The 26,076-nt window shown below is 46.1% G+C and carries 23 protein-coding genes; 12 read left to right on the forward strand and 11 right to left on the reverse strand.

The window, feature by feature from the left end; genetic code table 11:
* Positions 1-74 precede the first annotated feature (74 nt).
* Entirely contained in the window at positions 75-974 is a 900-nt protein-coding gene (locus HMPREF9069_RS07675; RefSeq protein ID WP_035438835.1) for a DegV family protein, read from the reverse strand.
* A gap of 291 nt (positions 975-1,265) precedes the next feature.
* Between HMPREF9069_RS07675 and HMPREF9069_RS07680 the strand changes: the two genes are divergently transcribed.
* The 3 genes from HMPREF9069_RS07680 (at position 1,266) to HMPREF9069_RS07690 (ending at position 6,148) form a co-directional block, all read left to right on the forward strand.
* The gene (locus HMPREF9069_RS07680; RefSeq protein ID WP_021626677.1) at positions 1,266-3,086 is read left to right on the forward strand and encodes an ABC transporter ATP-binding protein; all 1,821 of its coding nucleotides are present in this window, start codon (positions 1,266-1,268) and stop codon (positions 3,084-3,086) included.
* 3 nt (positions 3,087-3,089) lie between these two features.
* Positions 3,090-4,829 carry an ABC transporter ATP-binding protein gene (locus HMPREF9069_RS07685; protein WP_021626678.1) on the forward strand — a complete coding sequence of 580 codons (1,740 nt, stop codon included), beginning with the start codon at positions 3,090-3,092 and terminating at the stop codon, positions 4,827-4,829.
* A gap of 284 nt (positions 4,830-5,113) precedes the next feature.
* Entirely contained in the window at positions 5,114-6,148 is a 1,035-nt protein-coding gene (locus HMPREF9069_RS07690; RefSeq protein WP_035438836.1) for a hypothetical protein, read from the forward strand.
* A 122-nt stretch (positions 6,149-6,270) separates the two neighbouring features.
* Here the strand turns inward: HMPREF9069_RS07690 and HMPREF9069_RS07695 are convergent, their stop codons facing one another.
* Positions 6,271-7,221: a GTP-binding protein gene (locus HMPREF9069_RS07695; protein ID WP_021626680.1), complete on the reverse strand. Its 951-nt coding sequence runs from the start codon at positions 7,219-7,221 to the stop codon at positions 6,271-6,273.
* A 96-nt stretch (positions 7,222-7,317) separates the two neighbouring features.
* A complete protein-coding gene (locus tag HMPREF9069_RS07700) occupies positions 7,318-8,376 on the reverse strand; it encodes an NAD(P)-dependent alcohol dehydrogenase (protein WP_035438837.1) in 1,059 nt (352 codons plus the stop codon).
* Between the two features lie 382 nt (positions 8,377-8,758).
* On the opposite strand from HMPREF9069_RS07700, the gene HMPREF9069_RS07705 reads away from it, so the two are divergent.
* A complete protein-coding gene (locus HMPREF9069_RS07705) occupies positions 8,759-9,850 on the forward strand; it encodes a glycerol dehydrogenase (RefSeq protein WP_021626682.1) in 1,092 nt (363 codons plus the stop codon).
* Positions 9,851-9,933: 83 nt separating this feature from the next.
* Here HMPREF9069_RS07705 and HMPREF9069_RS07710 read toward each other — a convergent pair whose 3' ends face one another.
* Positions 9,934-11,235, reverse strand: coding sequence for a HipA domain-containing protein (locus HMPREF9069_RS07710; protein WP_021626683.1), 1,302 nt, complete (start codon positions 11,233-11,235; stop codon positions 9,934-9,936).
* A 2-nt stretch (positions 11,236-11,237) separates the two neighbouring features.
* Positions 11,238-11,459: a helix-turn-helix transcriptional regulator gene (locus HMPREF9069_RS07715; protein ID WP_021626684.1), complete on the reverse strand. Its 222-nt coding sequence runs from the start codon at positions 11,457-11,459 to the stop codon at positions 11,238-11,240.
* Positions 11,460-11,908: 449 nt separating this feature from the next.
* Here HMPREF9069_RS07715 and HMPREF9069_RS07720 point away from each other — a divergent pair, with 449 nt between their 5' ends.
* Positions 11,909-12,919, forward strand: a complete 1,011-nt coding sequence (locus HMPREF9069_RS07720) for an SPFH domain-containing protein (RefSeq protein WP_035438845.1) — start codon at positions 11,909-11,911, stop codon at positions 12,917-12,919.
* Between the two features lie 12 nt (positions 12,920-12,931).
* Positions 12,932-13,120: a type II toxin-antitoxin system antitoxin gene (locus HMPREF9069_RS07725; RefSeq protein WP_021626687.1), complete on the forward strand. Its 189-nt coding sequence runs from the start codon at positions 12,932-12,934 to the stop codon at positions 13,118-13,120.
* A 590-nt stretch (positions 13,121-13,710) separates the two neighbouring features.
* Here HMPREF9069_RS07725 and HMPREF9069_RS07730 read toward each other — a convergent pair.
* Both HMPREF9069_RS07730 and HMPREF9069_RS09290 read right to left on the reverse strand, forming a co-directional pair.
* Positions 13,711-14,376 (reverse strand): DUF1835 domain-containing protein, encoded by a 666-nt coding sequence (locus HMPREF9069_RS07730; protein ID WP_021626690.1) that lies wholly within the window; start codon positions 14,374-14,376, stop codon positions 13,711-13,713.
* A 309-nt stretch (positions 14,377-14,685) separates the two neighbouring features.
* On the reverse strand, positions 14,686-15,108 hold the full coding sequence (locus HMPREF9069_RS09290) for a hypothetical protein (RefSeq protein ID WP_021626691.1): 423 nt from the start codon (positions 15,106-15,108) through the stop codon (positions 14,686-14,688).
* Positions 15,109-15,194: 86 nt separating this feature from the next.
* Here HMPREF9069_RS09290 and HMPREF9069_RS07740 point away from each other — a divergent pair, with 86 nt between their 5' ends.
* Entirely contained in the window at positions 15,195-15,833 is a 639-nt protein-coding gene (locus HMPREF9069_RS07740) for a VanZ family protein (protein ID WP_035438846.1), read from the forward strand.
* Between the two features lie 103 nt (positions 15,834-15,936).
* Here HMPREF9069_RS07740 and HMPREF9069_RS07745 read toward each other — a convergent pair whose 3' ends face one another.
* Positions 15,937-17,058: a helix-turn-helix domain-containing protein gene (locus HMPREF9069_RS07745; RefSeq protein WP_021626693.1), complete on the reverse strand. Its 1,122-nt coding sequence runs from the start codon at positions 17,056-17,058 to the stop codon at positions 15,937-15,939.
* Between the two features lie 119 nt (positions 17,059-17,177).
* Between HMPREF9069_RS07745 and HMPREF9069_RS07750 the strand changes: the two genes are divergently transcribed.
* From HMPREF9069_RS07750 to HMPREF9069_RS07765, 4 genes are all read left to right on the forward strand, one after another.
* Positions 17,178-18,980, forward strand: a complete 1,803-nt coding sequence (locus HMPREF9069_RS07750; protein WP_198009743.1) for an ABC transporter ATP-binding protein — start codon at positions 17,178-17,180, stop codon at positions 18,978-18,980.
* Positions 18,973-20,727 carry an ABC transporter ATP-binding protein gene (locus HMPREF9069_RS07755; protein ID WP_021626696.1) on the forward strand — a complete coding sequence of 585 codons (1,755 nt, stop codon included), beginning with the start codon at positions 18,973-18,975 and terminating at the stop codon, positions 20,725-20,727. The genes HMPREF9069_RS07750 and HMPREF9069_RS07755 overlap by 8 nt, the downstream gene beginning before the upstream one ends.
* A 110-nt stretch (positions 20,728-20,837) precedes the next feature.
* Complete coding sequence (locus HMPREF9069_RS07760; RefSeq protein ID WP_021626697.1) at positions 20,838-21,743, forward strand: alpha/beta hydrolase; 906 nt, start codon at positions 20,838-20,840, stop codon at positions 21,741-21,743.
* A gap of 26 nt (positions 21,744-21,769) precedes the next feature.
* Positions 21,770-22,534: a carboxymuconolactone decarboxylase family protein gene (locus HMPREF9069_RS07765; RefSeq protein ID WP_021626698.1), complete on the forward strand. Its 765-nt coding sequence runs from the start codon at positions 21,770-21,772 to the stop codon at positions 22,532-22,534.
* On the opposite strand, the gene HMPREF9069_RS07770 is transcribed toward HMPREF9069_RS07765, so the two are convergent.
* Positions 22,531-23,286, reverse strand: coding sequence for a copper homeostasis protein CutC (locus HMPREF9069_RS07770; RefSeq protein WP_021626699.1), 756 nt, complete (start codon positions 23,284-23,286; stop codon positions 22,531-22,533). The two genes, HMPREF9069_RS07765 and HMPREF9069_RS07770, sit on opposite strands and share 4 nt — an antisense overlap.
* Before the next feature lie 332 nt (positions 23,287-23,618).
* Positions 23,619-24,401, reverse strand: a complete 783-nt coding sequence (locus tag HMPREF9069_RS07775; protein WP_021626701.1) for an SDR family NAD(P)-dependent oxidoreductase — start codon at positions 24,399-24,401, stop codon at positions 23,619-23,621.
* Between the two features lie 315 nt (positions 24,402-24,716).
* On the opposite strand from HMPREF9069_RS07775, the gene HMPREF9069_RS07780 reads away from it, so the two are divergent.
* Positions 24,717-25,256, forward strand: coding sequence for an ATP cone domain-containing protein (locus HMPREF9069_RS07780; RefSeq protein ID WP_021626702.1), 540 nt, complete (start codon positions 24,717-24,719; stop codon positions 25,254-25,256).
* 196 nt (positions 25,257-25,452) lie between these two features.
* On the opposite strand, the gene HMPREF9069_RS09800 is transcribed toward HMPREF9069_RS07780, so the two are convergent.
* Entirely contained in the window at positions 25,453-25,701 is a 249-nt protein-coding gene (locus HMPREF9069_RS09800) for an AAA family ATPase (RefSeq protein ID WP_021626703.1), read from the reverse strand.
* Positions 25,702-26,076 lie beyond the last annotated feature (375 nt).

Consider the following 26,076-nt stretch of genomic DNA (forward strand, 5'->3'; position numbering starts at 1 on the left):
GGTCATCCCGACTGACCCTTTTTACATAAGAAGTGACTTAGCTTATGGAGCAAAACGAAATCGGAGGTAAAATGTTAGGCAGTAATAATCTCTGGCATCGTTGAAGCAAGTTTGGTAGCAAGAGACTCTTGGCATTCGTAGGCTAATCCCACTGCAGGACCTACGTGCACGCCAATTACAGGACTTGCTGGCGTTACCATGACCTCTTTTCCGATGATAGGCTCGATACACTCCGTTGCCCATGTCTGTGCAATGTCTTTGGCGCCGATGTAATGGACGGCGACGTTTGCCAATCCCTTTTCATGGATATCGTGCTTGAAGGTGTCAACAATCTTTTGTAGAGCTTTCTTTTGAGTTCGCACCTTCGCATAGGTTGTTGCGATACCGTCTTGTACAGTGAGGATGGGGGAGATACGAAGCACGTTACCTAGAAGTGCCGAAGCCCTTCCGATACGTCCGCCTTTTTCTAAAAACCTCAGGGATTCTGGTACAAACAAAAATCTTGTTGACAAAATACTTCTTTTTGCAGCTTTGACACAATCCATCAGGCTGCCACCTGCATCTCTACAGGCGCATGCAGAAATAACAGGCCAACCCAATTCCATGCAGTTAGTCATACTATCGATGAGCGCATAGTTAAATGATGGATGTCTTTCGGATATCTCCCGCGCAGCTCTTATCACGCTTTCCAAAACTCCGGACATCTTATTGCTAATGAAGATACCCAAGACCTCTTTTCCCTCTATGGCAGCCTGCTCAAGTGCAGTTTCTACAGCGAGCGCAGAAGGTTGGCTTGAGGTGGGTATATCGTCAATCATCTCGTATATTTCAGAATAAAAGGCATCGAGATCCATTTCGCCTTCGCTGTAGCTAGTACCACCATGGTTGACCATTAGGTTAAGTAAGCAAATATCTAGCTTTTCCCTTAAAGCTTTGGGGATCGAAGACGTAGAGTCGGTGATGATGCGTATCATGGGCTTAAAACCTCTCGTATCTATAACACGGCAGGCTCTGTTGTTGCAGCCCATTTTGATACTGAGAGATTTTAGATTCAAGCTCTTTTTTGCTTTGTTTGTTAGGGCGAAACGTAAGTGTTTTACCTGCACCGCTGGGATAAAACCTTCCTCTTCAATTCGTTTTAGAAATTCAGCGTTCTTATTTCATATTTAAGTTTTATAAGTTAGTGACAGATTACTTTAGTGAGATTATAGTTAGCCATATATAACTATTGTTCTCTATGGTAAGTCCGAGGAAGAGAGGTGGCTATGGCTGAAAAGGCAGCAAGAAAAGCTGCAGCTCAGCAGCAAAACAAAAGCATTGCTCTTATGTTCAAATATGCAGGTAAGTATCGTTTTCTTACCTATCTAGGTGTGCTTTGCTCTGTATTAGCTATGGTATTGGGATTTGTCCCATATATCTGCATTTGGCTTGTTGCGCGTGACCTTATTGCAGTTGCTCCCAACTGGGCTGAGGCAACTCAGTTAGCTCATTATGGTTGGATAGCCTGTGCTGCAGCAATTGGCGGTATTTTGTTGTACTTTATTGCATTAATGTGCACACATGTGGCAGCGTTTCGTACCGCCTCTAACCTACGTAAAGCTAGCGCAAAGCGATTGATGCAGCTGCCTTTGGGTTACTTTGACACTCATGCATCAGGAGAAATTCGCCGTATCATTGACGGCTCAGTGGGATTGACTGAAGCATTTTTGGCACATCAACTTCCTGATGTAGGTGGTACCGCTGCATTGTTTATTGGCATGCTTATCTTACTTTTTGTCTTTGATTGGCGCATGGGATTGGCATGTTTGTTGGACGCTGTGATTTCTATTGCCTGCGTTGGCATGATGATGGCGGGCGAGGGCATGAACTATATGAATGAATATCAAGCAGCCCTTGACCGTATGAATAAGGCGGCTACGGAATATGTTCGAGGCATTCCTGTTATCAAAGTTTTTCAGCAGACCATCTATAGTTTCAAAGCCTTCCATGAGGCTATCGAAGCATATAGCGATATTGCTCAGCGTTATGCAATCAATCTTTGCCGTGTGCCCCAAGCACTCAATCTCACTTTTGTTGATGGCATAGTAGCGCTGCTTGTACCAGTCGTTTTGATTTTGGCCCCAGGGGCAAAAGATCTGCCGCACTTTTTGGCCGACTTTGCCTTTTATGCTATTTTCTCTGCAGTAGTCTCGACTGCTCTCCAACGCCTTATGTTTGCGGCGAATTTTACCTTGCAGGCAAATAATGCAATGGAACGCATTTCAGCTGTACTCGAGGCTCCTGTGTTACGTGATGCAGTGGTGACCGAGCATCCATCAGATTCCTCCATTAGTTTTGAGCATGTGAGCTTTCGTTATGAGAACACCGAAGTTGATGCACTGAATGATTTGAGTTTTGCCATACCTGCGGGATCAACTGTTGCCTTGGTGGGTCCTTCGGGTGGAGGCAAGACAACCGCCGCATCGCTTGTCCCACGCTTTTGGGACGTATCCGCAGGAAGAGTGCTGGTTGGCGGTGTGGATGTACGCAATATTGCCCAAAGCGAATTGATGAACCAAGTTGCTTTTGTCTTCCAAAATGATCGCCTATTTAAAGGCAGTATTCTTGAGAATGTTCGAGCTGCCCGTCCTGAGGCTAGTCGTGAAGAAGCGCTTGACGCTTTGCGTGCAGCTCAGTGTGATGACATCTTGCTCAAAATGCCAAATGGCGTTGATGAACTTATTGGTCCTGGTGGTACCTATCTCTCTGGTGGTGAAGCCCAACGCATAGCACTTGCGCGTGCAATTCTCAAAAACTCACCCATTGTGGTGCTTGATGAGGCAACCGCTTTTGCAGATCCAGAAAACGAAGCACTTATCCAAAAGGCTCTCGCACGTCTTGCTAAGGATCGTACGGTTTTGATGGTGGCACACCGTCTTACTACCATACGCAATGCTGATCAGATTGTGGTACTTGATGGTGGCAAACTTGTTGAAAGCGGCAGTCACGATGATTTGCTTGCTGCAAATGGGCGTTATGCACGTATGTGGGCAGATTATCAACAATCCATTGATTGGAAGATTTACTCCACTGGAAAGGAGGCATAAAAGATGTTCAATTTGCAAAAACGGCATGGCCTCTCTGCCCAAGGAGCAAAAAATATCCAGAAGGGTATCTGCTGGACTGTTGTCGTAAATCTTGTAGTTATGGCAGGAATGTCTCTGTTTTATTTAGCAATGCGCGACCTCATGGCAGCAGCTACGCAAGATGCGAGCATGCCTGCTCTGCTTCCTTATATTTTGGGCTGCCTTGTCTTTTTACTGCTTTCTTTTGTTACTCATGTGCAGCAGTACATCAATACCTACGGTACGGTTTATGACGAAGTATCGCATATCCGCATCTCGCTGGCCGAGCGCCTGCGTAAACTACCTTTGTCTTTCTTTGGTAGTCACGACCTTGCCGATCTTACCGAGACGATGATGTCTGATGTAGATAAGCTAGAACACGTGTGGTCTCATGTATTGAGTTATCTATACGGGTCGATTATCTCGACAGCCATTATCGCGATAGGTCTCTTTGTCTTTGATTGGCGCCTGACCTTGGCGGCTCTTTGGTCGGTGCCCCTGGCATTCGTATTACTTTTTGGCTCACAGTCTTGGTGGAAGTCTTTGCAGGATCAAGCGCGCATGAAGTCGCTTGAGGTTTCCGATGGTATGCAAGAGATGCTCGATAATGCTCGTGAGATTCATGCGACTAACCAAATTGATAGTTATCTTTCGCGGCTGAACTCAAAGATTGATCGTGCGGAATCAACAATGCAGAAGGCAGAGTTTGTTGGTGGGCTTTTTATCAATAGTGCTGCCGTGATTTTGCGCCTTGGTATTGCAACGACGATTTTGGTTGGTGCATATCTCATTAGCATAGGCGCGATTGACTTCCTGACACTTTTTATGTTTTTGTTGGTGATATCTCGTATTTATGCACCATTTGACCAGTCATTTGCACTTATTTTCGAGCTCATTATGAGCAAGTTTTCCTCTGCTCGTCTCAATCGCTTTTTTGATGAACCGCTTGCAACAGGCGGTGAGAATTTTCAGCCTGCAAATCACAACATTAGCTTTGAGAAGGTTGGGTTTGATTATGGTACAGGTACCGAAAAAGTGCTTGAAGATGTGAGTTTTGTAGCACGTGAGGGTGAAGTTACCGCTTTGGTAGGTCCTTCGGGTTCGGGCAAGTCTACCTGTGCGCGCTTGGTGGCTCGCCTTTGGGATGCAAATGCGGGTGCCGTGTGTATTGGTGGTATTGACGTAACAGAGGTTGATCCCGAAACGCTCTATGGGCATATATCGATTGTTTTCCAGGACGTTATGCTCTTTGATGACAGTGTGATGGAAAATATACGTATTGGTCGTCGCGATGCGAGTGATGAAGAAGTGCTTGCAGCGGCCGCAGCAGCCAACTGTGATGAATTTGTTGAGCGTATGCCTGATGGCTATCAGACCTTAATTGGTGAAAATGGCAGTCGCCTGTCAGGGGGCGAACGCCAGCGTATTTCTATTGCACGCGCGATGCTTAAACGATCGCCAATTATTCTGCTTGATGAGGCAACGGCGTCGCTTGATGTGGAAAACGAGACCAAGGTGCAAAAGGCCTTGTCTAAGTTATTGGAAGGCAAGACTACCCTTGTTATTGCTCATCGTATGCGCACTATTTCTAATGCTGACAAGATTGTGGTGCTCGATGAGGGGCATGTGGTTGAGCAAGGTAGTCCTGCAGATTTGCTTGCGCATAACGGAAAATTTGCTCATATGGTTCAGCTGCAAAACCAAAGTGAGGCTTGGGTATTGTAAAGAATCTCAAGTCGTAGCTCTCGACGAACTGAGCTGAGTTCTGTTAATAGGACTTAGCTCAGTCTTGTTGGCTATGCAATTGAGGAAGAATAAATTCATAGAATTATACAATTAATAAATAAAATAATACATTGACTGTAAGATTCTTTACAATTTTTAAATTTTCCTAAATATATAAACGCAAGCTAAAAAATAATTTATATCAATACAAGCTGTGTTAATTTCTAATTGTAAGATCGTGTTCTAAGTAGAAACATGTTGTTTAAAAAAGAGCGGAGGCGTTTATGAAGAATTATGGACGTGTATGTAGTGTCACAATGGCAGGTCTTTTGCTCGCAGGTCAGTTGACCATGGCGGGTGTTACTCCTGCTTATGCGGCTGATTCCGCAACGGATAATTCCGATACTCCCGCTGTTGTTAAAGACGTGGAAAAGCAGGTTGAGAAGCTTCAGAAGGATGGCGTTACGCAGGATCCTAAGAAGCCAAACACCTCTGGTAGCGAGAAGTCTCTTGAGGATCTTGTCAAGAGTATCAATAAGGCACTTGGCACCAAAGATGACAAACCCATTACTGATACCAATGCCACACTTGATTCTCTTGAGGGGAAGATCAAAGACTTCATTGAGAAGACCAAGACTGATGAGCCTAACCTCTCTGGCAAAGATAAGACCATTGAGGAGCTTGCGAAGAGTATCAATACGTTCTTAAAGAGTGCCGATAAGCCCAAGCTTGATGGTCACGATTCGACGCTTAAAGATCTTGCAGGCAAGCTGAACAAGCTTCTCAAAGCAGATGATGAGAAGAAGCCTGAGGGCGAACCCGAGGATAACAAAAAGCCCGAGGACAATAAACCCGAGACCCAACCTGAAGAGCAGAATCCCGAGGCTGATACCAAGCCAGAAGATCAAAAAGATCCTGAGGATGAAACAAAGCCTGAGACCGATCCCAAGAACAACGAGCAAAAGGATCCTGAGGACAATAAGAAGCCTGAGACCGATCCAAAGGATCAGAAGAAGCCCGAAGAGAAGAAGCCTGAGGCAAAGAAACCTGAAACCAAGAAGCCAGAAACCAAGAAGCCAGAGACAAAAAAGCCCCAAGCTAAAAAGCCTGAGGTAAAGAAGCCTCAAGCTAAGAAGCCCCAAGCCAAGAAATCTGATACCAAGAAATCTGACACCAAAAAGGCTAAGAAGACTAAGAAGGTTATCAAAAAGAAGGGTTTGCCCCAGACTGGTGATGCAGGTGCAGCAGCCGCTGGCTTGACTACTCTGCTTGGCGCTGGTGCTATTGCTGCTGGTGCTCTTACTCGCAAGAAGCACTAAGCTGCGTTTTGCTCGTACCGCTTAACGAAGCCCCCCACACAACGCCCCGGCCACTGCTTATAGTGGCTGGGGTTTTGGCATTTATTGCTGGTGGTATGTATGGTTAGCTCTGTATGAGTATCTTAATCTTTGTGCTCATGATGATGTTCATGTCGCAGCTCAGCATGTTCTCGCCATAGAGCAGGTACAAAGGTTTCGCGCAAGCCCGAGCGTAAAAGTTCTTCTCCGATAAAGACACAACGTGTTTCTTCTTGATTATCTTCGATGCCAGTAATAGCCCAGCTCCGTTCGACCAAATCAAAGCGCAGTTTTTGGTTTCCGCAATTAATAGTACCTTTTGCTCGAGCTAATTTGCCAAATACACCAGCTGAGAGGGCGTCAAGCAACCAGATAAGATGGGCGGGACTGGGTAGTTCTACGTGCTCGAGAGCCATAGTTTCAAATTCAGGACTTACTGCATTATATGCATCTGACGTTTCTAGTGTGCCTGTGCGTCCACGGAGAAGCAGACTAGACCACCATTCATCAGGAATATCTTTATAAAGAAGTGCAACAAATTCAGCCTGCGGGTTAAGCTGTTCTACCAACTTACGAATTCCATCCGTGTCGGATGTTGCTCCCAGCTTGGATACGATTACCGTTGCAGCATGCATGATTTGATCATCAAATATCTGCTGCGCATGTTGTCTTTGTTGGACCCATGAAAGCGCATCTACTACCACAACGGGTGCTAGCTGCGAAATTCGTTCCCACTCTACCTGTGATAGATTGTCCAGAACGTTGCCCAAGCGAGCAACTCCAGTGGGCTCCACAATAAGATATTCAGGATCTAAGGTATTTGAAATAGTAAGTACCGAGCTTGCAAAGTCCTGCTTACCCGAGCAACAAATACAGTTTTCAACAGACTCCCATACTTGCAAATCAGAGTCAGACCGTAGGCGTCGTGCATCAATATCTGCTTCGCCATACTCATTCTCGTAGATAACGACGTCCTTGCCACTTCGGCGCAATAATTCCTGGATAAAGGTAGTTTTACCTGCGCCAAGACAACCAGATACTACGAGAATCTTCACAGCGTACTCCTTGCTTGATCCACTGTGCCAGCAGAAGAAAAACCAAAAAGGCCGCCGCGCAGGGCGACGGCCTCAGTCATACAAGCGCTACAAAGCCTAGTCGATGACAACAACGGGCTTGATGAGATCTACTGGCTTATCCCTCATGAGGAACAGGGCCTCCTCGAGGTGTTCCCAACCATGGAAGAGATGGGTAACCTCGGGATGCAGATCAAGGCGACCAGACTCAACGAGACTTGCAAGCTTCTCCATGCGCAGACGGCCGCCAGGCATCAAACCACCGCGGATATCCTTGTGACCCATGCCAACACCCCATTCGACGCGTGGGATGTTGATGTAGTCGCCAGAACCGAGGTAGTTGACGTTACCAATCTTTCCGCCAGGCTTGAGAACCTTGATAGCAGGTTCAAAGGTCTCAACAGTACCGCCAGCAACGCAAACGCGGTCGACGCCTTTGTCACCCGTAAGCTCCATGACCTGTTCGTCAATGGGGCCATTCTTGTAGGAGATAAAGTCAGTCGCGCCATAACTCTTAGCTGCTTCCACGCAGACGGGACGCGTACCAACGGCGATGATACGAGAAGCACCACGTAGGGCAGCACCAGCAACGCTCATCAGGCCAACAGGACCAATGCCAATAACAAGAACGGTATCACCAAACTGGACGTCAGCGAGCTCAACTGCATGGAAGCCAGTGGGTACCATATCCGAGAGGATGCAGGCATCAGCGGGGTCGATGCTCTCGGGCATATGAGCTAGATTGCCGTCTGCATCGTTGACATGGAAGTACTCTGAGAAGACACCATCTTTGAAGTTGGAGAACTTCCATCCAGCTAGCATGCCGCCAGAATGCATGGAGTAGCCTGCCTGTGCTTCCAGAGAGTTCCAGTCGGGAGTAATAGCGGGGATAAGCACGCGGTCACCGGGCTTAAAGTCCTTGACCTCAGAACCAACTTCAACGACCTCGCCAGAAGCTTCATGGCCCAAAATCATGTTGTGACGGTCACCGATGGCGCCTTCCCAGAGCGTGTGAACGTCTGAAGTGCAGATGGCGACAGCGAGCGGTTTGACAATGGCATCGAGCGGACCGCAGGCAGGCGTATCCTTCTCAATCCAGCCAGACTCGCCAATCCTGAGCATTGCATAACCCTTCATGGTTCCTCCCTTTCGTTGAAACAGACCTACCATCCATGTGTGCCGAGTCATACTTTTAAGCACACCAATTCGCTTGGAGTTTAACGTATTAATTAGTGGTCTGAATAGACCTTATTTTCATTAATCTTTTGATATTAATAGAGAACATACTTTATATCGAAAAAACAGCCTGAAGATATGCATAAAATGAATACCTTATCGAGTAAACAACCACATAAGTAATGTGAGTTTTAGTGTTATGTCGCTATGACCTGCGATGAATAAATAGTTCTAATTAATTTCAAAATGAGGGTAATAGATAGTCAGATTTGCTCTAAAGTGAATAAGGTCGTTTTATAGGAAAGTAACGACATCATAAGTTTTGGCTAGGAGAGGAACTGCCATGAAGCTTTTGCGTGCTATGCGTGAGCCCTTGAAGTATGTTCAGGGCAAAGGTGCTCTTTTGAAGTTTGAGGAAGAGATGGGCTACATGGGCCAGCGTTGGCTCTTTGTGTGCTCAAATAGTGGTTATAAAGCTTGCCACGATCAGATTGAAGAGAGCTTTGGCGACAAGGATGCATATCGTCGCTACGAGATTTTTGGTGGCATCTCTAGCAAGGGCGAGATTGCAAAGATGCAGAAAATCGTCGAGGAAGACAACATTGATGCTGTTGTTGCCATTGGCGGAGGTTCTGCCGTTGATACTGCAAAGGCTACCGCATACTACTCAGGCAAGAAGGTCGTTATCATTCCGACCGTAGCTGCTACCGACGCACCTTGCACTGGCCTGTCTGTCATCTACAACGACGACGGCAGCTTTGACAAGTATCTCTTCTATCCCGAGAATCCCGCAGCAGTTATGGTTGATACACAAGTTATTGCTAACGCTCCTGTGAAGTTCCTCATCGCAGGCATGGGAGATGCCCTGGGAACCTACTTTGAGGGTCTTGCTTCCATCCGCACTGAGTCCACAAGCCTTGAGGGTACCGGCATTACTCGCGCTGGTCTTGCTATTGCCAAGCTCTGCTATGAGACCCTGCGCGATTACAGCACCCAGGCAATCACTGCTTGCGAGAACCATGTTGTGACTCCTGCGTTTGAGAATGTTGTTGAGGCTTGTGTCTACCTGTCCGGCGTTGGTGCGGACAACGTAAACTGCGCCGCAGCTCACTCCTTCTACAATGGCTTGACCTCGCTGGGTGGTCACAGTGCAGCACATGGTTCTTGCGTTGCATTTGGTACGCTAGTGCAGCTGGTGCTCGAGGGTGCTACGCAGGAAGAGTTCGAGAATGTCCAGGGTTACTGCCTTGAGGTTGGTCTGCCTACCACCTTGGCTGAGCTGGGTATTACCACCGATGAGCAGATTAAGCAAATTGCTGAGGCTGCTTGCGTTCCTGGTGAGACCATTCACAACCTCGCTGGTGATGTTACCCCCGATGAACTCTACGCAGCTATTGTTGCTACTGATGCTATGGGCAAGAAGGTTGCTGAGTAAGTTCTGCTTACCTGCATTGGTCTGTACCTTGTTGTATCTAAATACTGTAAAGGCGCTGGCACCTTTGGTTTCAGCGCCTTTTTCTATCCTTCGACGAAACTCTCAAGGACATGGAGTCGCGTCTGCAGATCGTCTACCAAATCCTCTGCATCATAGGAAAGCGTTTCAAATCCGAGAGCTTCTTGTTTGTAGGCTTCTACCATTATCGCAGATGGGAGCGTATGTATCATTTTTTTTGCAAGCTTGCGCAATAAGTTAGGGCTGATAGAAAGCTCATTTGCAAACAGGGAAAAGTCACGAGAGTTGATCTCATCAATATTCCTATGAGTCCCGATGTTCATACCCATTTCCCTACTGAAACGAGGAAAAATTGCGGTGGGCACTAAATCGTATGCAGGGGAAAGTCTCACCCATTTCCCCTCATGGATGAGCGAAAAATTCTTGAGATGATTATCACAGTTACCAATGAGATAGTTGAAGAGCGCAATGTGAGCGAACATCCTTATATCGTCGAGTGGACGTGCAGAATGCTGCTTGAGTAATTCGGCTATTACTTTGGCACTGCTTGGCTCAAGCTCGGCATACTTTGAGCCTGAAGATAGCCTAAGCGCTTGAGAGAAGTCTTCTTGATGGCGGCGTAGCACGGTAAGTTTTTTGTTGGCATCCTTTGAAATTTGACGATCAAAGCGTTCAACACAAATTGCAATATTACCTGGTTGTAGTTCGATTAACTCAGCAGACGCCACTTTGATACCGCAGGATCTTGCTGCAGATAAAGCAAGCATTTCCAACTCAGGTATGCGAGTAATTTGACCAGCTTTGAGTATATGTGTAGAGGCTGCTCCATCTAGAGGCCGAAGCCACGTCAAAGTTTTTTTGTCGTCAAACATGCGTGCAAGTCCAAGCTTGTGCTGTGTGCCAGTTAGAGAGAGGCGGGAGGCAAGACTGGCCTGAGCAACCCTCTCACTTGATGTGAGCGAGCAGGAGATATCAGAAAGTGAAATCGGCTCGTAATGAGCTAAAGAAAGCAAATCTTCCCAATTTTTCTCTCCTTCAGGAAGTTCAACAACTGCAATGTCACCGATGCAGTCAAGTATGCCGCACAAAAGTGTTAGATAATCTTCTTCCCGTGCTCCTAGCTGTGCAGCAAGAGCGTGCCGTGCCTCACCTTCTGGAAGGAGACCTTCAAAATATGGTTTAAATTCAGGCTCCTCATAGGGTCTGTTCGTTAGAGGAAGAGAAAGCGAAAGTGCAGTTCCCTTCATGCTCTCTAGATAAGCCTTTTCATAACAAAAATGCTTTATCTGCGGATCGATTGTTCCTGCGAGAGTTACGTGCTCGCCGTTAATGAGTAGAACTCCAAGCATTTTATTATCGTGTGCCATTACTAGTCCCTTACCTGGGCAAAGAGGTCAATACCAAGTATGCGAGCGACGCGCAATACGCGATCAAACTCAGAGCTACCTTTTCCATTTTCAAGTTTTGAAATAAAGGTAACACCTACACCTACTCCCTCAGCGAGTTCAAGCTGGGTATAACCAAGCTCTTTACGTCGTTTGCGGATAAGAGCACCAAGATCATCTGCGCTCGAAATAGAAGATAGAAGCATGATGAACCTTTCTTATGCGTTCACATATATTATAACCTTCATGTTGAATATTTATGCGAACGCATCAATATTGTAGAACGTAGGAGATTTTATGCGAACGCATAAAATCTAGGAGCTGAGATTACTTATGCCTGTGAGCTAGCTGCAGCAGAGTGCATCCATTCGAGTGTTGCTACTTGCATGGTTCTGCTTGCCGATGTAGGGGAAATCCGACTACTTTTATAGAATCGGAGCAGCATAAGAGAAGAGTGTAAGCAGAACGCCGAGAAGTAGAACATAAGCAAAACATGAGGAAGCATAGCTTGCTCAACGAAAACCATTGACAAGAAACCAAAGTGATATCACAATGAGTTCACCGCATGCGCGATTTGCCTCAGCATGCGCAGCAATACAGCTGGGCTATGAATTGCTCCAGCCATTTTCTGGCGTCTTTCGAAAGGGATGTCATTATGAGCAAGGAAAAAGTATTACATGTCGCTTCTGGTTGGGGCATGCTTGCAGTGGATTTGCTGATGTTCGTTGGCTCCATTGCCTGTTTTGTGCTAAGTCTCATCAGCCTGATTCAAGCAGCAGATAGTGCACTTCCAGTGCCAGTTTTAGCAGTGTTCGGTCTCATTCTGAGTGTGGTAATTCTTATAGCTGCCATCATCGTTGCTTGTGGTTTCTTTTCCCTACAGCCAGGCCAAGCACGCATTTGCGTACTTTTTGGTCAATACAAAGGCACCGTACGCGATGAAGGCTTGCGCTGGGCAAATCCGTTTTTCTCTAAGAGTTTGGGCGGTGTTTTAGGGGAGTCTTCTTCAAGCCTCAAAGTAGGCGAGGAAGGCGTGTCTTTTGATGCGAGTAAGTCCACATCAGCGACTATTTCTCTACGTGCCCGCACTCATGACGGTGAGCGTATCAAGGTTAACGACAAGATGGGCAATCCCATCGAGATTGCAACAGTTGTTGTATGGCATGTAGCCGATACGGCAAAGGCCGCCTTTGACGTTGACAACTACGAGAGTTATGTGTCGATGCAAACCGAAACTGCCCTGCGTCATGTGGCAAGTATCTATGCCTATGATCATATGGAAGACGAGGACGACAATAATAACGCTATAACCTTGCGGTCCAATATTGAAGAAGTGTCTGCCACGCTCAAAGCAGAGCTTGACCGCAAATTAAGTGTTGCTGGTGTAAGTGTGGATGACGCTCGTCTTACTCATTTGGCATATGCACCTGAAATTGCGCAGGCAATGCTTCGTCGTCAGCAGGCTGATGCTGTTATTGCTGCACGCAAAAAGATTGTTGAGGGTGCCGTCAGCATGGTTGACATGGCACTGTCTCAACTCTCTGATGGGGGTATTGTCGAGTTCGATGATGACCGTAAAGCTGTCATGGCTTCAAACTTGATGGTGGTTCTTTGCGGTGAATCTGAAGCTCAGCCTGTGGTGAATACGGGCAGTCTCTATCAGTAGGGTTGATTTGCTATGGCGAGAAAGCAGTATCCCCTGCGTATAGATCCTGAACTCTGGGAAGCGGTGCAGCTATGGGCAAACGATGAAATGCGTAGCTCTAATGCCCAGGTAGAGTGGATTATTCGCGATGCTCTCAAGCGTGCAGGACGCTTGCCTGCCGCAAAACGTGCGCCCAAGAAAGATTTAGGGTCACAAAGCTAAGCGGTGGAATAAAAACATACCTAGACGTTATGTGTCTAGGTATGTTTTATTTTCAAGTACAAGTAGTCTTTCAAGGCAGTTCACAAAGCATTTTTTTGCAGACGGTCGCAGTTGCGCCTCGAATCTCAGGGCATCCATATTAGGTGCGATACTGTCTCTGGCTTCCTGCAGGCGGTTCAATGCCGTCGCTCTATTGCCGTAAAAGCACTGTTTGCTTTTTTGCTGAGGGTGCATCTTGAATCCGATGTGAGCAAAATACAAATAAATGGATGCATCATGAACCCGTTGTATTGCATTTCTCACAGGCGGTTCAAAAGCGTACCGAATGGCTCGAGAAACCCCAGATAAAAATTGTCGTAAGGGTGCTTATTGAACCGTTTGTGGGTAAAAAGGTGCTTATTGAACCCGATGTAGCCAAAAGGGTGCTTCTTGAACCTATTGCATGCCCAGCTTTGACAAGATGGTTCATCTTTCGAGATTCAGAAAAATCTGACCAGCCCTTTTTGCAATTGCCAAGTTCGAAACTTGAACCATTTGTGATTGGAGCATTTCAACCCTATATAAGAAATCTAACCAGACACACTTTTTGCCTATATGCAAAGTAGTTTGGCTCGTCCCATAAAGAATTCAGGATTCATGAAGCCATACGGGCTCTGTGCACATAGGTCAAAGGCTGCCATACCGATGTCCTCTAAATCATCGGAATTACAGCTTGCTATTGCATCATTAATCAGATCATCGAAAAAATCGAGACTGCGACTTGCTGGTTGCCACCCATCGACTGTTCTCAACAAGGCATTATCACGAACAAGGTTTGACCAGACTTGTTTGAACCATATGGCATCAACTGGTGATGAATGAATGCCTCCGCATATGCCTGATGGATTGATTGCTCCATTTTCGTCCATGAGTCCAGAAGCATTTACATCTACGCTGCATATAGTTGCATTTTCTACAGATATAAAGCAGGTATATATGCATGCCAGGATTTCGTAAGGCATGTTTGCATACCAAACTCTGAGTTCTGAGGCGTGCGATACTGTATTGACAAAGGACGTATACTGCTCCTCAAAATCCTCTGCAGGATGTATTGAAAGCTTTTCTAACTCGCTTCTCCGTTGTTGGGGACTCATGTTTGACAAGCTTCCGAGGGTCAAATCATCTGGGAAAAGAGCAATATCACCAAGCTCAACACCAAAATTTTTTGCAAGGCAAAGGAGGGTGCGCACATTTTGGCTAAAGCAAACTTCAATCATGAGTGCAGAGTCCTGCTTCTATTGTAGTAAGACGTTTTCCCAAAGACTGTCTGTAATATACCAATACGCATTATATGAGTAAGTAGAAGATGAAAAAGGTACCATATTCAATATTTACTAAATCCAGTTTGAATGCTGCACTCTCGCAGCTTCATTGAGTAGTGTCGTATTCGATATGTGCCAGTTTAGACATTATCATCTCGTTATTTAGTTTCCACACGCATCTTCATAATACAAGTCCCGTTTTCCAAGTTAAACTATGAAAAACGGGACTAATTAATTATAAAAGTCAAATTCTATCTATATAGCTTACCAGCTGAAAGAACCCCAGATATCATACTTATATAGTGGATCATTTGCTTTAAAATACAGCTTATAAGTACCAGGTTTGCAACGTGCTGAAAAGGTTCCACTTGTAGTTCCTACAAAAGATTTAGAAGCAATAATCGACCAGCCCCACCATTCGCGTTTTTGGATATAGACAGTCAACCCATGGTTATCTTGTTTATATTTTTTCTTTTGATGATGGCTTACTTTCCCTTTTGTAGAAGACTGTATAGCTGCGGTTCCAACAGAAGGCCAATCTCTGATTCCGTATCCCTTATATGTAAAATTTCCTGCATTTGCAATATTTGGAGTTAGTATTGATAAGGCAATCACGAATGCGCTAAATCCATAAATGACTGTCGATCTGATTATCTTTTTTATTGATGGTTTTTTCACTGCATTCATTTTTACAACACTACTCCCTTCATTTGAGTAAACATTTATCTATGATTAAGATAATCTATTTCGTTACAATTGGAAAGGAGAATGTTATGCGCAGACTACTCAGTATTATTTTTGCTGTGTTGGCAGGGTATGTAGGATTTAGATTCTCCATCAGTTTTTTTGGGGGAATTGGATATAACTTTCTTTCTCTCCTTATAGGAGAGCATTCCTTCAGTCTCTTAGGAAATCCTGCTTTTATGATTACGATACATGCAGTTGTTGCACTATGTGCCTCTGGCATTGCCTATCAGGTTGCTATGAATCGGTATCTTACAATATTGGTTAAAGCTGCTCCTGCAGTTTATATTGTTCTTGCATTTGGACTCATCATGCTAAAGAGCAGAGGGGTTCAGGGAGTCAATTTTAACTTTGCAGATGTAGGGGATATTTTGCTTTGGCAACCCGCTACCTTTTTCTTTAATCTCTTTATTCTAGTGCCTTTGGGATGTATCTTTCGCACGAAGGCGGTGTCTGTAGGTAAATCAATCATTGCCGCAATACTTATTGTACTTGTGTGCGAATCGTTACAGTATGTGTTCAAACTTGGCATCTTTGACGTGATAGACATCGTGTCTAATGTAATTGGTTTTATTTTTGGCTTCTATTTGGCTGATGCGCTTATTGAGTTTGGATTGCAATTTAGAGTTGTCAGCGAACATGTATGCTCGTTGACAAGAAAAAAATAATGTCCAGCATGCTTTTAAGTTTTGCTTTGCTTGCCTGCAAAAGAAAAGTGTCCTGTCCGGCATATTTTGTGTAAAAGAGGCTGTGCGTGGGATGGGCAGCATGCTACCTATCCAAAAGATTTTGACATGGGTGTGACAGTTTGTCGCGACGAAAGCGGCTCGGTGTCAGGCCCGTCATTGCTTTGAAAGCCTCGGAAAATGCGCCTTGATTGGCATAACCAACATGCTTGGCTATGTTACAGATAGTCTCGTTTCCGTCTAACAATTGCATAGCGGCAAATTCCACGCGCTGCTTTCGTATAAAATCTTGAGGAGTAGTTCCGCGACTGCGCCTAAAGGCATCAATGAGGCGCGCCGCACTAAGATGTAGCACCTTTTCAAGGGTACGCGTGGATAGATCTTGATCAAGATTTGCTTTTATATATTGGCTAGCTTCTTCACAGATTTCCCAATCCTGTACCGAACGTGAGCTACGAGCTGTATGATCTCTGTGCACACCATCTATAAGCAGTACAAGAAGTTCAATAAGCTTAGCGTGATAGTAGGCAGGCGCACAGTTTTTACTAGGACGCGCGTCTACGAATTCATTCATTGCTTCTTTAAGCTTAGATAGCTCTCGAGTGCCGTCAAGCTGTGAAATAGCAGAAAGAATATCTTTGGGAGTAACTCCCAAAAGACAACTATAGCGCTCAAGTGCTTTTGGACGCAGAGAAAGAGAACAACTTTTGAATTGAGCGTGAGCTTCGCATATTTGTTGGAACAGATGATAGGTCCATCTATAACCAATAAGAGCTGGGCGCTTATCTGGTAGTGGTTCGATGAAATAGTTGGTCATATCATGTCCATAGCAACCAAACCCTATGAGTTCGACTGACGGACCTCGATAAATCGCGCGTTCATTCAGCTTTAAATCCATTGAGATAAGTACCGCATCTGAATCGATGATGCCATACCAGCACTCTCCACTGCCTCGGGCTGGATTCATTACCCAAGTTGACCCATACGATCTGATTGCAGTCTTAGAAATCCATCCCTGGTCCAGCGCTTCTTTACTGGGAACGCAGCCTATAGTTTGCAGTATTGGCTCAAAGGTATTGCGGATGGCAGATAAATCACCAGATGACTGCTCAGTCAACAATTCCGGGTCTTCCGATAGCTTTTTGTACCACTTACTCGAGAAATGATTTTCGGTAATATTCGTTATTTTTTCGGGGACCTTCTCCATTTAGTACTTTCTTAGCAGCTCATATGCAAAGCTCTATAGAATGAAATGTTAGTAAAGGTTAACATACTTCAGTTCGCCTTCGGGTTTGGACTGAGTGGTGACTCATGGGAGGTACTGCTGTGCCACAAGTTTCTGAAGAAGACCGCCAAAAAGATAAAGCTGGTCGCGAGGCAATGAAAAAACTCTCGGCACCAATTAAGGGAAGAACAAGAATCGCCCAGATACTTACTGTTGCATCTGCCATGCTTGCTTTTGTACCGTACTTTGCGCTAGTAAAGCTGGGAGACGTTTTTCTTGATGCGTCGACGGGTAACTATCTACTTGATACTCATCAGGTTGAGCATATTGTTTCGCTGCTTGTTATGTTCTTTTTAACTAAGATGACGTTGTATGTGCTAGCGCTTTCGATTACACACTTTGCCGATGTGAAGCTGCGCGTGTTGATTCGTGAGCGCATTGCAGAGCGTCTGAGCAGTGTTCCTTTAGCATGGTTTGACACTCATGGTTCGGGTTCTATTCGTAGTGCCGTACAGGATGACACGCGTGTGGTGCATACCGTGATTGCACATGCACCAGTTGATTTGGTTAATGGTGCATTAACGCCGCTTGTTCTGCTTGTTTTTATGTTTGTTATCAACTGGAAGTTGGCTCTGGTAGGCGTCGTTACGGTGCCTATTTATATGCTGCTTTACGGTAGTTCAATGAAAGATATGGGTCCAAAAACTGCCGAAATGAATACGCATCTTGCTGAGGTTTCCTCAACGATGGTTGAGCTTGTCTCGGGCATTAAAGTGGTTAAAGCCTTCTCTAAGGTAGGGGAGGCACACGACAATTATCAAAACGCAGCCAAGGGTTTTGCAGATTCTTACTGGGCTTGGTGCGGACCCTTAATTGGTTTGTGCTCCGTAGCACAGGAGTTTGTGTCCATACCTGTAATTTTGCTGGTAAACCTTGGCGGTGGCGGCCTGCTGTGTACTGCTGGTTTGGCGACAGTTCCACAATTGCTTGCTTGCACGCTTATAGCCGTTGTATTGCCAAATGCAATGACTACGGTTTCGAATATCGTCTGGTCATATCAGACTGCAGGTGCAGCTGCGATACGTCTTTGCGAACTCATGGAAGTTGATACTTTGCCGCAAGCAGATTGTCCTCAACTACCTGAAGGTGATTTGGATATCGAGGTTGATGGCGTCTCTTATTCCTATGGAGAGACAAACGCTTTATCACAGCTTTCATTGACGTTTAAATCCAATACGGTGACAGCGCTGATTGGTCCTTCGGGATCGGGTAAATCAACGCTCGCCACGCTTATTGCACGTTTTGATGATCCTGACGAGGGGACAATTCGTCTAGGTGGGATTGATTTGCGACAGATTGATACAAACGAACTGTATCGTTATGTGTCTTTTGTTCTGCAAGATTCGATGTTGCTTAATACCAGCATTCGCCGAAATATCTCCTTGGCATGTCCTGATGCTAGCTTGGAAGAAGTGCGGAGAGCTGCACAGATTGCGCAGATAGATGACTATATTATGTCGCTACCCAAGAGCTATGACAGCGTGTTGGGCTCCGATTGTCAGCTATCAGGCGGTGAAGGTCAGCGTGTAGCTATTGCTCGTGCGATTTTAACTGATGCTCCAATTTTGATTATGGATGAGGCAACTGCCTTTGCCGATCCTGATTCTGAGGTTGAAATTCAGCGTGCTCTCAGAAATTTAATCCAAGGGCGTACCGTGCTTGTTATTGCTCACCGTCTCAATTCGATTCTCGGTGCCGATCAAATTGCAGTAATGGAACGTGGGCATATTGTTGCGCTCGGCACTCACCAGGAATTGCTTAATAACGGTCATTACCAAGCCCTGCTTCAGCAGAGTGGTTTTGAAAATTTCCTTTCCGCAAAGGAGAGTGACATTTATGCTTAAAGACAAGTTGATTCTTCCGCGTCTCTATCGTTTTATGTCTCACGCTGATAAAGCAATTCACCAGAAAGGCTCCTTTTATAAGCTTGTATCAGGTGTTATTAGCGGTGTGAGTTTAACTGCAATTATGCCAACAGTTGCTGCTTTGCAATCTGGGACGCCACAGTGGGGATTGAGCTATAAGGCATGGATAGTTTTTCTTGTCGTGCTTGCTTTGTGTGGAGCCTTGACTTCGGTTGAGGGTACCAAGCTGAGCTATATATCGGGTTTAGGGTACATGCGCGATCTGCAGATTATGATTGGCAATAAAGTTTCGCGTTTGCCTCTGGGCTGGTTTGACTCTCAGAGCGCGGGCCGCCTAAGTCGTATGGTTACCAATGAAATGATGTCAACAGGACAAGTAGCTGCATATTTCATTGGTAGCCTTCTGCATAATGCGTCTGCCTGTATTATCTTTTGTCTTGGTTGCTGGATATGGAATTGGCAGCTGGGACTGTTGCTTAGTGTGGGTGTGCCTATTGTATTTTTGCTGATGCATGTGGGGCAGGCCTGTGTTTTTCGCATGTCTCATTTAGAAAACAAAGGAGAAGAGCTAATTGCAGCACGCATCGTTGAGTTTGCTCAGTGTCAAGGAGCGCTTCGCGCTTGCAACGCGAGCAGTAGCTATCCCGAGTTGAAGGATAGTTTTTCAAAGAGCAAAGCTTATCTAACTCGTGGTCTGTGGTGGGGTGTTGTAGGAAATTTCCTTTCGGGTATGGGTGTGCAGATGCTTACTGTGCTAGGCATCGTGGTTGTTTGCCAGATGGGGCTTACAGGAAACATGAGCCCTCTTGAAACACTCATTATGATTGGCGTCATTTTGCGTTTTTCGGCACTTCTCACCGAGGTAGCAGCTTCACTTTTTGGTCTTGAAGAGCGCCGTATGATGCTCAATGGTATTGATGAGGTAATGGATGCACCCGAGATGTCTGTATGCGAGCAGAGCGCAGGGCTGCCCGCTGATAGTTCCGTTGAGCTAAAAAGCGTTGCTTTTAGCTACATAGAAGGTCAACCTGTTATTCGCAATGTCAGCGTGACGGCGCCTGCATCAAAAATGATTGCTATCGTAGGCCCATCTGGCTGTGGCAAAACTACACTTATCAAACTCATTGCTCGTTTTTATGATGTCGATGCAGGACAAATTACCATCGGCGGAACAGATATACGGAATCTTTCTATGCAGCATCTCTTTGAGCAAGTGTCTTTTGTTTTTCAGGATGTGTATCTCTTTAACGATACGCTTCGCAATAATGTATTGATTGCTCGCCCCAATGCTGGAGAAACAGAACTTACGCGTGTTGCTGAGCTAGCAGGAATGACAGAGATTATCGAACGTTTGCCCGAAGGCTGGGAAACACCTTGTGGCGAAGGTGGACGTAGTCTATCTGGCGGCGAGCGTCAACGTGTTTCGATTGCACGTGCTCTGCTCAAGCAGGCACCTATCGTGCTGTTTGATGAGGCAACCTCTGCACTTGATGCAGAAAACGAGGCGAATATCGTGCGCTCCATGGAGGAACTGAGACAGCATTCGACTCTGATTGTGGTGGCTCATAAGCTTGAAACTATCAAAATGGCAGATCAGATTGTGGTAATGAATGCGGATGGAGAGTTGGTAGAGGTGGGCACTCATGAGGAACTGCTTGTGCAGAATGGTAGCTACGGTGATTTTTGGAACAAGCGCTGCTTAAGTGCTCAGTGGAGTCTTGTATAGAAGTGCTGAAGTGTAATTGCGTGCTTTAAGACTGCGATTAGGACGAGCAGGACTATAGTGTCAAGAATGATTTGTATTCTTGATATTGGTTTAAGACGGAAGAAGTTACAATGTCGCGTCCTGTCGCAGTCGTGCTTGGAATAGTTGGTGTAGCCGTAGTTGGTGTAGCAGGATTTGCGCTCTATATGGCATCAACCATAGCGCACCCGCAAGGCAACGATCTTAAAGCCGAATGTCAGTGGGAGATTGACCATGGGCTTTGGGGAGATTTTGATTTGCTTCCTCAAAGCGAATATCAGGTAAAAGGATATGACGGATATGAACTCCACTGCAGTTTTGTGCCTGCAGAACACACCAGCAATAAGTACGTCATTATTTCCCACGGTTTTCGTTCTAATCGCTATGGTGCAGTGAAATATGTAGCAAGTTACCGCAAGCTCGGCTTTAACTGCATCATCTATGATATTCGCGCACATGGGGAAAATGCCCCAACTACCTGTACGCTTGGCAATCTTGAGTCTGAGGATTTGCTTACCCTCATTCAGGACACACATCAACGCTACGGCAAAGACATTACCCTTGGCCTGCATGGTGAGTCTATGGGCAGTGCAACAACGCTTTCGGCGTTGGGAAAAAGTCCTGACATAGATTTTGCTGTAGCGGATTGCGGTTTTGCTAATTTATACGATCTGCTGCAGGCAGGATACGATCAAGCCCATCTAGGAGCACTGATGCCTGTGGTTGGTGCAGCGCATCGCCTGCGTTACGGTTATGACTTGCACGATACTAATCCCATAGGAGCGCTTAAAAACAATGAAGTGCCTCTGTGCTTAATTCATGGGTCTGACGACGACCTGATTGCACCATCAAATAGCGAAAAATTACGTGATGCTACCAAGGGTTATGTTGAGCTACATCTTGTCGATGGTGCCGGGCACGCAGAGTCTCGAGAGTTTTTGGGTGAGGATGCTTATACTGAAATCATCGCAACATTTCTCAAGAAGGCGCTGCATTGATCTCAAAATAAAGGCGGGTGTTAGGTATGGCAAAAATTGTACAAACCGCTGGTAGAGACGCACTAGGAACTTTTGCTCCCGAGTTTGCGCACTTCAACGACGACGTGCTGTTTGGTGAAAATTGGAATAACCCCGATATTGATCTCAAGACACGCAGCATCATTGTCATTTCGGTTTTTATGGGGCGCGGCTTGGTGGATTCGTCTTTGCGTTATCACCTTGTGACTGCAAAGAAAAATGGTGTGAGCAAGTCCGAAATTGCAGCGATCATTACGCATGCTGCTTTTTATGCAGGCTGGCCGGTGGCATGGGCAGTATTTAATATGGCCAAAGAAATTTGGACAGATGAAGAGACGGTTTCTTCTGCCAATCAGGAACTTGCTGAGTATCAAAAAACGATTTTCTTCCCCGTGGGTGGACCCAACGATGCCTATGCTGACTATTTCGATGGGCAAAGTTATCTAGCGTCGGTATGTGGTGAGCCATTTCCTATTGCTAATGTGACCTTTGAGCCAGGATGCCGTAACCATTGGCATGTGCATCATGCGTCAACAGGTGGCGGCCAGCTGCTGATTGCGGTTGGTGGACGTGGTTACTATCAAGAATGGGGCAGACCTGCTCAGCAGATGTTGCCGGGCGATGTGATTGAGATTCCAGAAGGTGTCAAGCATTGGCATGGCGCAGCACCTGACTCATGGTTTAGTCATCTGGCATTTGAAATCCCTGGTACAGACTCAAGTAATGAGTGGCTTGAGTCTGTGGCGGACGAAGAGTATTCCAAGCTCGCTTAGACTTCAGCATGATGCACGGCATAAGTGAGCGCTTGAACACGCTCCTTGCTTACGCAGTCGTAGGCGCAGGATAGGTCATCCTCAAGATAGGCATAACTGACCCCATTACAGGTAGTAGTGGGGTCTTTTTTGTAGTCTCGGCAGGAAGCATGTACTTGGCAAACGCCAGTTTTGTTAATGAGATCACAGACATTTTGTGCATTGATGCCAGCGCCAGCAAGGATTTGAATACGCCCTGCTGCTTGTTTTTGCAGCTGAGCAATGAGCGTTGCTCCCGCATGTGCGCTTGGCTTCTGACCACTCGTGAGAATACGGTCTACTCCGCAATCAACAAGTGTCTCAAGTGCGGCTTTGGGGTCAGGCGTCACGTCAAAAGCACGGTGAAACACGGCTTCTTTGGCTGCTGAATGTGCAAGTTCGACCATCATACGTGTTTGATCAACGTTAATGGTGGCATCGGGATTAAGAAAACCAAAAGCAATACCATCTGCTCCCGCATCTATGAGTGCTGAAGCATCGGCGAGCATAACCTCGACTTCGTGGGAAGAGTAACAAAAACCTGCCCCGCGTGGGCGCAGCATTGCGATAATGGGAATATCAAGGACAGAGCGCGCAAGACGCAGCGTGCCCAAGCTGGGCGTAAGACCTCCCAGCCACAAGGCAGAGTTGAGTTCTACGCGGTCGGCACCTGCATCCCGGGCGTTTAAGCAGTCTTCGTAGCTTCCAGCGCATATCTCGACTGTTGTAGGCATTGCTTCTCCTGGTTTTGCTTCAAAACTCTCCAAAACTATTCCTTAGTTTTTATCAACTGCAACAATCTTACATGTGATAAATCTTACATGCAGCAAGTCTGCGTCTGCATCTAGGTAGTTAAAACTTTTAGCCCCGAGGAGTTGTTTTTGTTCGCATTCCGAATAAAAACGCGTCCACGGGGCTAAAAAGTTGAACCATTGGCCGTTTTGTGACCTGAATATGAGCGCTTGGTACAACTGTCGCATTCAATCGGTACAACTGCATTCAATCGTGGATGACCAACCGCGACATATGATGTATGTACTACATACAAATGTAGACAAGCAAAACTTTAGTGAGCAGGAACAATAGCATCCAAGTTGAAGCCCATACCTGTAGTGTGAGCGGTGATATCAGAAGACATTACCAAGACTGCATTTGCAACTTCCTCAGGAGTGGCGTAACGCTTGTCAAGAGCGGTGCCCGCAAACATTGCCATGGCCTCTTCGTGAGTCATGGTGTCGCCCACAGCGTCATGCTCGATGCGGCGCATCATGTCGGTGTCAACGGGGCCGGGGCAGATGTAATTGCAGGTGATACCCTCAGGCATAAGCTCCTGAGCAATGCATTTTGTGAGGCCAGCAACGGCATACTTGGAGGAGACGTAGGCTCCCATCAAGGCAGTCGGAGTATAAGAGCCAGCAGAGGCAAGTACCACAATGGAGCCGTGCTTCTTTTCCTGCAGGGTAGGAGCCGCGTACTTCATGAGCCACATGGGGCTATAAACGTTGAGTGTATAAACCTTTGCAAACTCTTCGGTGCTTTGAGCGGCGATAGGGGACATCTTGCCCTCATAGCCAGCGTTAGCAATGACGATATCGATGGTGCCAAATGCCTCCTTTGCGCCATCCACAAAGGCTTTAACCTGCTCTTCTTTGGTAGCATCGCAGACAAATCCGCGCACATGATCTTCATCGATACCAAGGGTGGGAATTAGTTTGTCCAGCTTTTCTTGACGGGTAGATGAAATAGCAAGTTTCGCGCCCTCAGCAGCAAAAGCACGAGCGATTGCAGAGCCGATACCGCCGGTTGCGCCGGTAAGAATAACGACTTTGTCCTTGAGATTGAGATCCATGAGACCCCTTCCATAGAAGTTGTATGAGCCTTAATTGGCCCTTGTTAAGTACAGGTTTGGCGGAAATTGATGAGTTTTATTTTTTTGTTCTGTCATATTGATGGCATATTTTGAGCTCTTAGGCGCTGGGAGTAAAACTATTTTCTCTGCTATGTCCTTTAAGTTGTAACAACTATATATAGTGGTTTGGTTTCGTATATGCTCCTAAATATTGCGTATGCTGGCTTGAAAAGCAGAGAGCTATGGTATTGTAGTCACCGTTATTTTTTGGCCTAATCGGGGCAGATATGCTCCGTTTTGTAGCATGGGGGATACATGCAAATCATCAAACGCAATGGCTCGCAAGAGGAGTATGACTCATCCAAAATTGCGCGTGCAATAAAGAAATCCTTTGCAGCAACTTCGACCAAGCTCGCAGAAGATGAGATTGCCAAACTCGTCTCACAGATTGAGAGACGCATGGCAGAAGAAAATGCTACAAGTGTTGAGCACATCCAAGACCTCGTAGAAGAAGTGCTGATGCGTGAGGGATATTTTGCGCAGGCAAAGTCCTACATTTTGTATCGATCACGCCGTACGGAACTTCGTCAGCAGCGCCAGGAAATCGCTGGATTGGTGGGCGATGAGGGTATTGACGCGCTTATATTGCGTATGCAGCACGATTTTCTGGATGAGCAGTACTCGACCTCTGCTTTGCTTAATCGTTTCAGAGGATTTCTTACAGAAGATATGGCTTATCAACAGCGTCTTGAGGCGCTGGTGCGTGCGGCTGTAGAGTTGACAAGCAAAGAAGCACCCAAGCTCAGAAACGATGCAATCCTCTCTAGAAGTGCAGCATCGGTCACCTTGCTCTGACCCTGGATTCTATCTCTGTTAAGAATGTCTCTTGTCACTACTGCATCATAAAGACTTAAGAAATATGCAGAATGAGCTTGTTTTGTCGTAGCCAAAGATGCAATGGTAGGCATGCCGCCGTACGTTAAATAACGCTCAAGAACATCATCAAACAAGATGGGCTGTCCGCATGGTGTTTATGGCGGTCTGCTATCCCTCAATCCGCTGGGGGCTCATCAATGAAGATGTAGGTTTTGCTCTCTAGTTGGATCCTATCTCTAAAGTAGGTATATAGCTCATCCTCTGTCGCCGCTGAGCATGTCTTGCTTTCCAGATTGAGAGAAACGAGGGCGGCTGGCGCAATGCCTTCCGAGCCGAGTTTATCCTGTACCAATCTGAGCAGACTTGACTTTCCACAGCGTCGGATACCAGTAACTACTTTGATGAGGTCCGTATCGCGAAACATGATCTAAAGGAGTGCAGTCATAGAGTATTCTGCGTCAAAGATGCTCCTTGGCAGTGTATTATACGTCACTACGTGCGCGAACTTGTCCTGCTGCGCCCTCTTGGAATGAGATGGCAATGTATCGTTTTGCAGTGGGGCAACGGACCTCTTCTGACCCCTCTTCGCTCTGAGAGTCGATGTGCGCCATTTTAGGATGATATTGAATAAAATATTTATACTTGAAATATAGACACAGCTCTTCTACCGTCAAGTTTGTGAACCTTACAAGATGCGACAAAACACGGGAAAATAGCTGCCTTTCAAAATAGGTCTTCTACCAGCAGAAATGCTGCAGTACAAAAACGGGGCAATGGCGCATATCGGCCCTCAGAGCGA

Source organism: Atopobium sp. oral taxon 810 str. F0209, from assembly GCF_000466405.1.
Taxonomy (GTDB): domain Bacteria; phylum Actinomycetota; class Coriobacteriia; order Coriobacteriales; family Atopobiaceae; genus Olegusella.

Coding starts and splice junctions, on each gene's coding strand:
- HMPREF9069_RS07675 (WP_035438835.1), bottom strand. CDS start 974: ATGATACGCATCATCACCGACTCTACGTCTTCGATCCCCAAAGCTTTA.
- HMPREF9069_RS07680 (WP_021626677.1), top strand. CDS start 1,266: ATGGCTGAAAAGGCAGCAAGAAAAGCTGCAGCTCAGCAGCAAAACAAA.
- HMPREF9069_RS07685 (WP_021626678.1), top strand. CDS start 3,090: ATGTTCAATTTGCAAAAACGGCATGGCCTCTCTGCCCAAGGAGCAAAA.
- HMPREF9069_RS07690 (WP_035438836.1), top strand. CDS start 5,114: ATGAAGAATTATGGACGTGTATGTAGTGTCACAATGGCAGGTCTTTTG.
- HMPREF9069_RS07700 (WP_035438837.1), bottom strand. CDS start 8,376: ATGAAGGGTTATGCAATGCTCAGGATTGGCGAGTCTGGCTGGATTGAG.
- HMPREF9069_RS07705 (WP_021626682.1), top strand. CDS start 8,759: ATGAAGCTTTTGCGTGCTATGCGTGAGCCCTTGAAGTATGTTCAGGGC.
- HMPREF9069_RS07710 (WP_021626683.1), bottom strand. CDS start 11,235: ATGGCACACGATAATAAAATGCTTGGAGTTCTACTCATTAACGGCGAG.
- HMPREF9069_RS07715 (WP_021626684.1), bottom strand. CDS start 11,459: ATGCTTCTATCTTCTATTTCGAGCGCAGATGATCTTGGTGCTCTTATC.
- HMPREF9069_RS07720 (WP_035438845.1), top strand. CDS start 11,909: ATGAGCAAGGAAAAAGTATTACATGTCGCTTCTGGTTGGGGCATGCTT.
- HMPREF9069_RS07725 (WP_021626687.1), top strand. CDS start 12,932: ATGGCGAGAAAGCAGTATCCCCTGCGTATAGATCCTGAACTCTGGGAA.
- HMPREF9069_RS07730 (WP_021626690.1), bottom strand. CDS start 14,376: ATGATTGAAGTTTGCTTTAGCCAAAATGTGCGCACCCTCCTTTGCCTT.
- HMPREF9069_RS09290 (WP_021626691.1), bottom strand. CDS start 15,108: ATGAATGCAGTGAAAAAACCATCAATAAAAAAGATAATCAGATCGACA.
- HMPREF9069_RS07740 (WP_035438846.1), top strand. CDS start 15,195: ATGCGCAGACTACTCAGTATTATTTTTGCTGTGTTGGCAGGGTATGTA.
- HMPREF9069_RS07745 (WP_021626693.1), bottom strand. CDS start 17,058: ATGGAGAAGGTCCCCGAAAAAATAACGAATATTACCGAAAATCATTTC.
- HMPREF9069_RS07755 (WP_021626696.1), top strand. CDS start 18,973: ATGCTTAAAGACAAGTTGATTCTTCCGCGTCTCTATCGTTTTATGTCT.
- HMPREF9069_RS07760 (WP_021626697.1), top strand. CDS start 20,838: ATGTCGCGTCCTGTCGCAGTCGTGCTTGGAATAGTTGGTGTAGCCGTA.
- HMPREF9069_RS07765 (WP_021626698.1), top strand. CDS start 21,770: ATGGCAAAAATTGTACAAACCGCTGGTAGAGACGCACTAGGAACTTTT.
- HMPREF9069_RS07770 (WP_021626699.1), bottom strand. CDS start 23,286: ATGCCTACAACAGTCGAGATATGCGCTGGAAGCTACGAAGACTGCTTA.
- HMPREF9069_RS07775 (WP_021626701.1), bottom strand. CDS start 24,401: ATGGATCTCAATCTCAAGGACAAAGTCGTTATTCTTACCGGCGCAACC.
- HMPREF9069_RS07780 (WP_021626702.1), top strand. CDS start 24,717: ATGCAAATCATCAAACGCAATGGCTCGCAAGAGGAGTATGACTCATCC.
- HMPREF9069_RS09800 (WP_021626703.1), bottom strand. CDS start 25,701: ATGTTTCGCGATACGGACCTCATCAAAGTAGTTACTGGTATCCGACGC.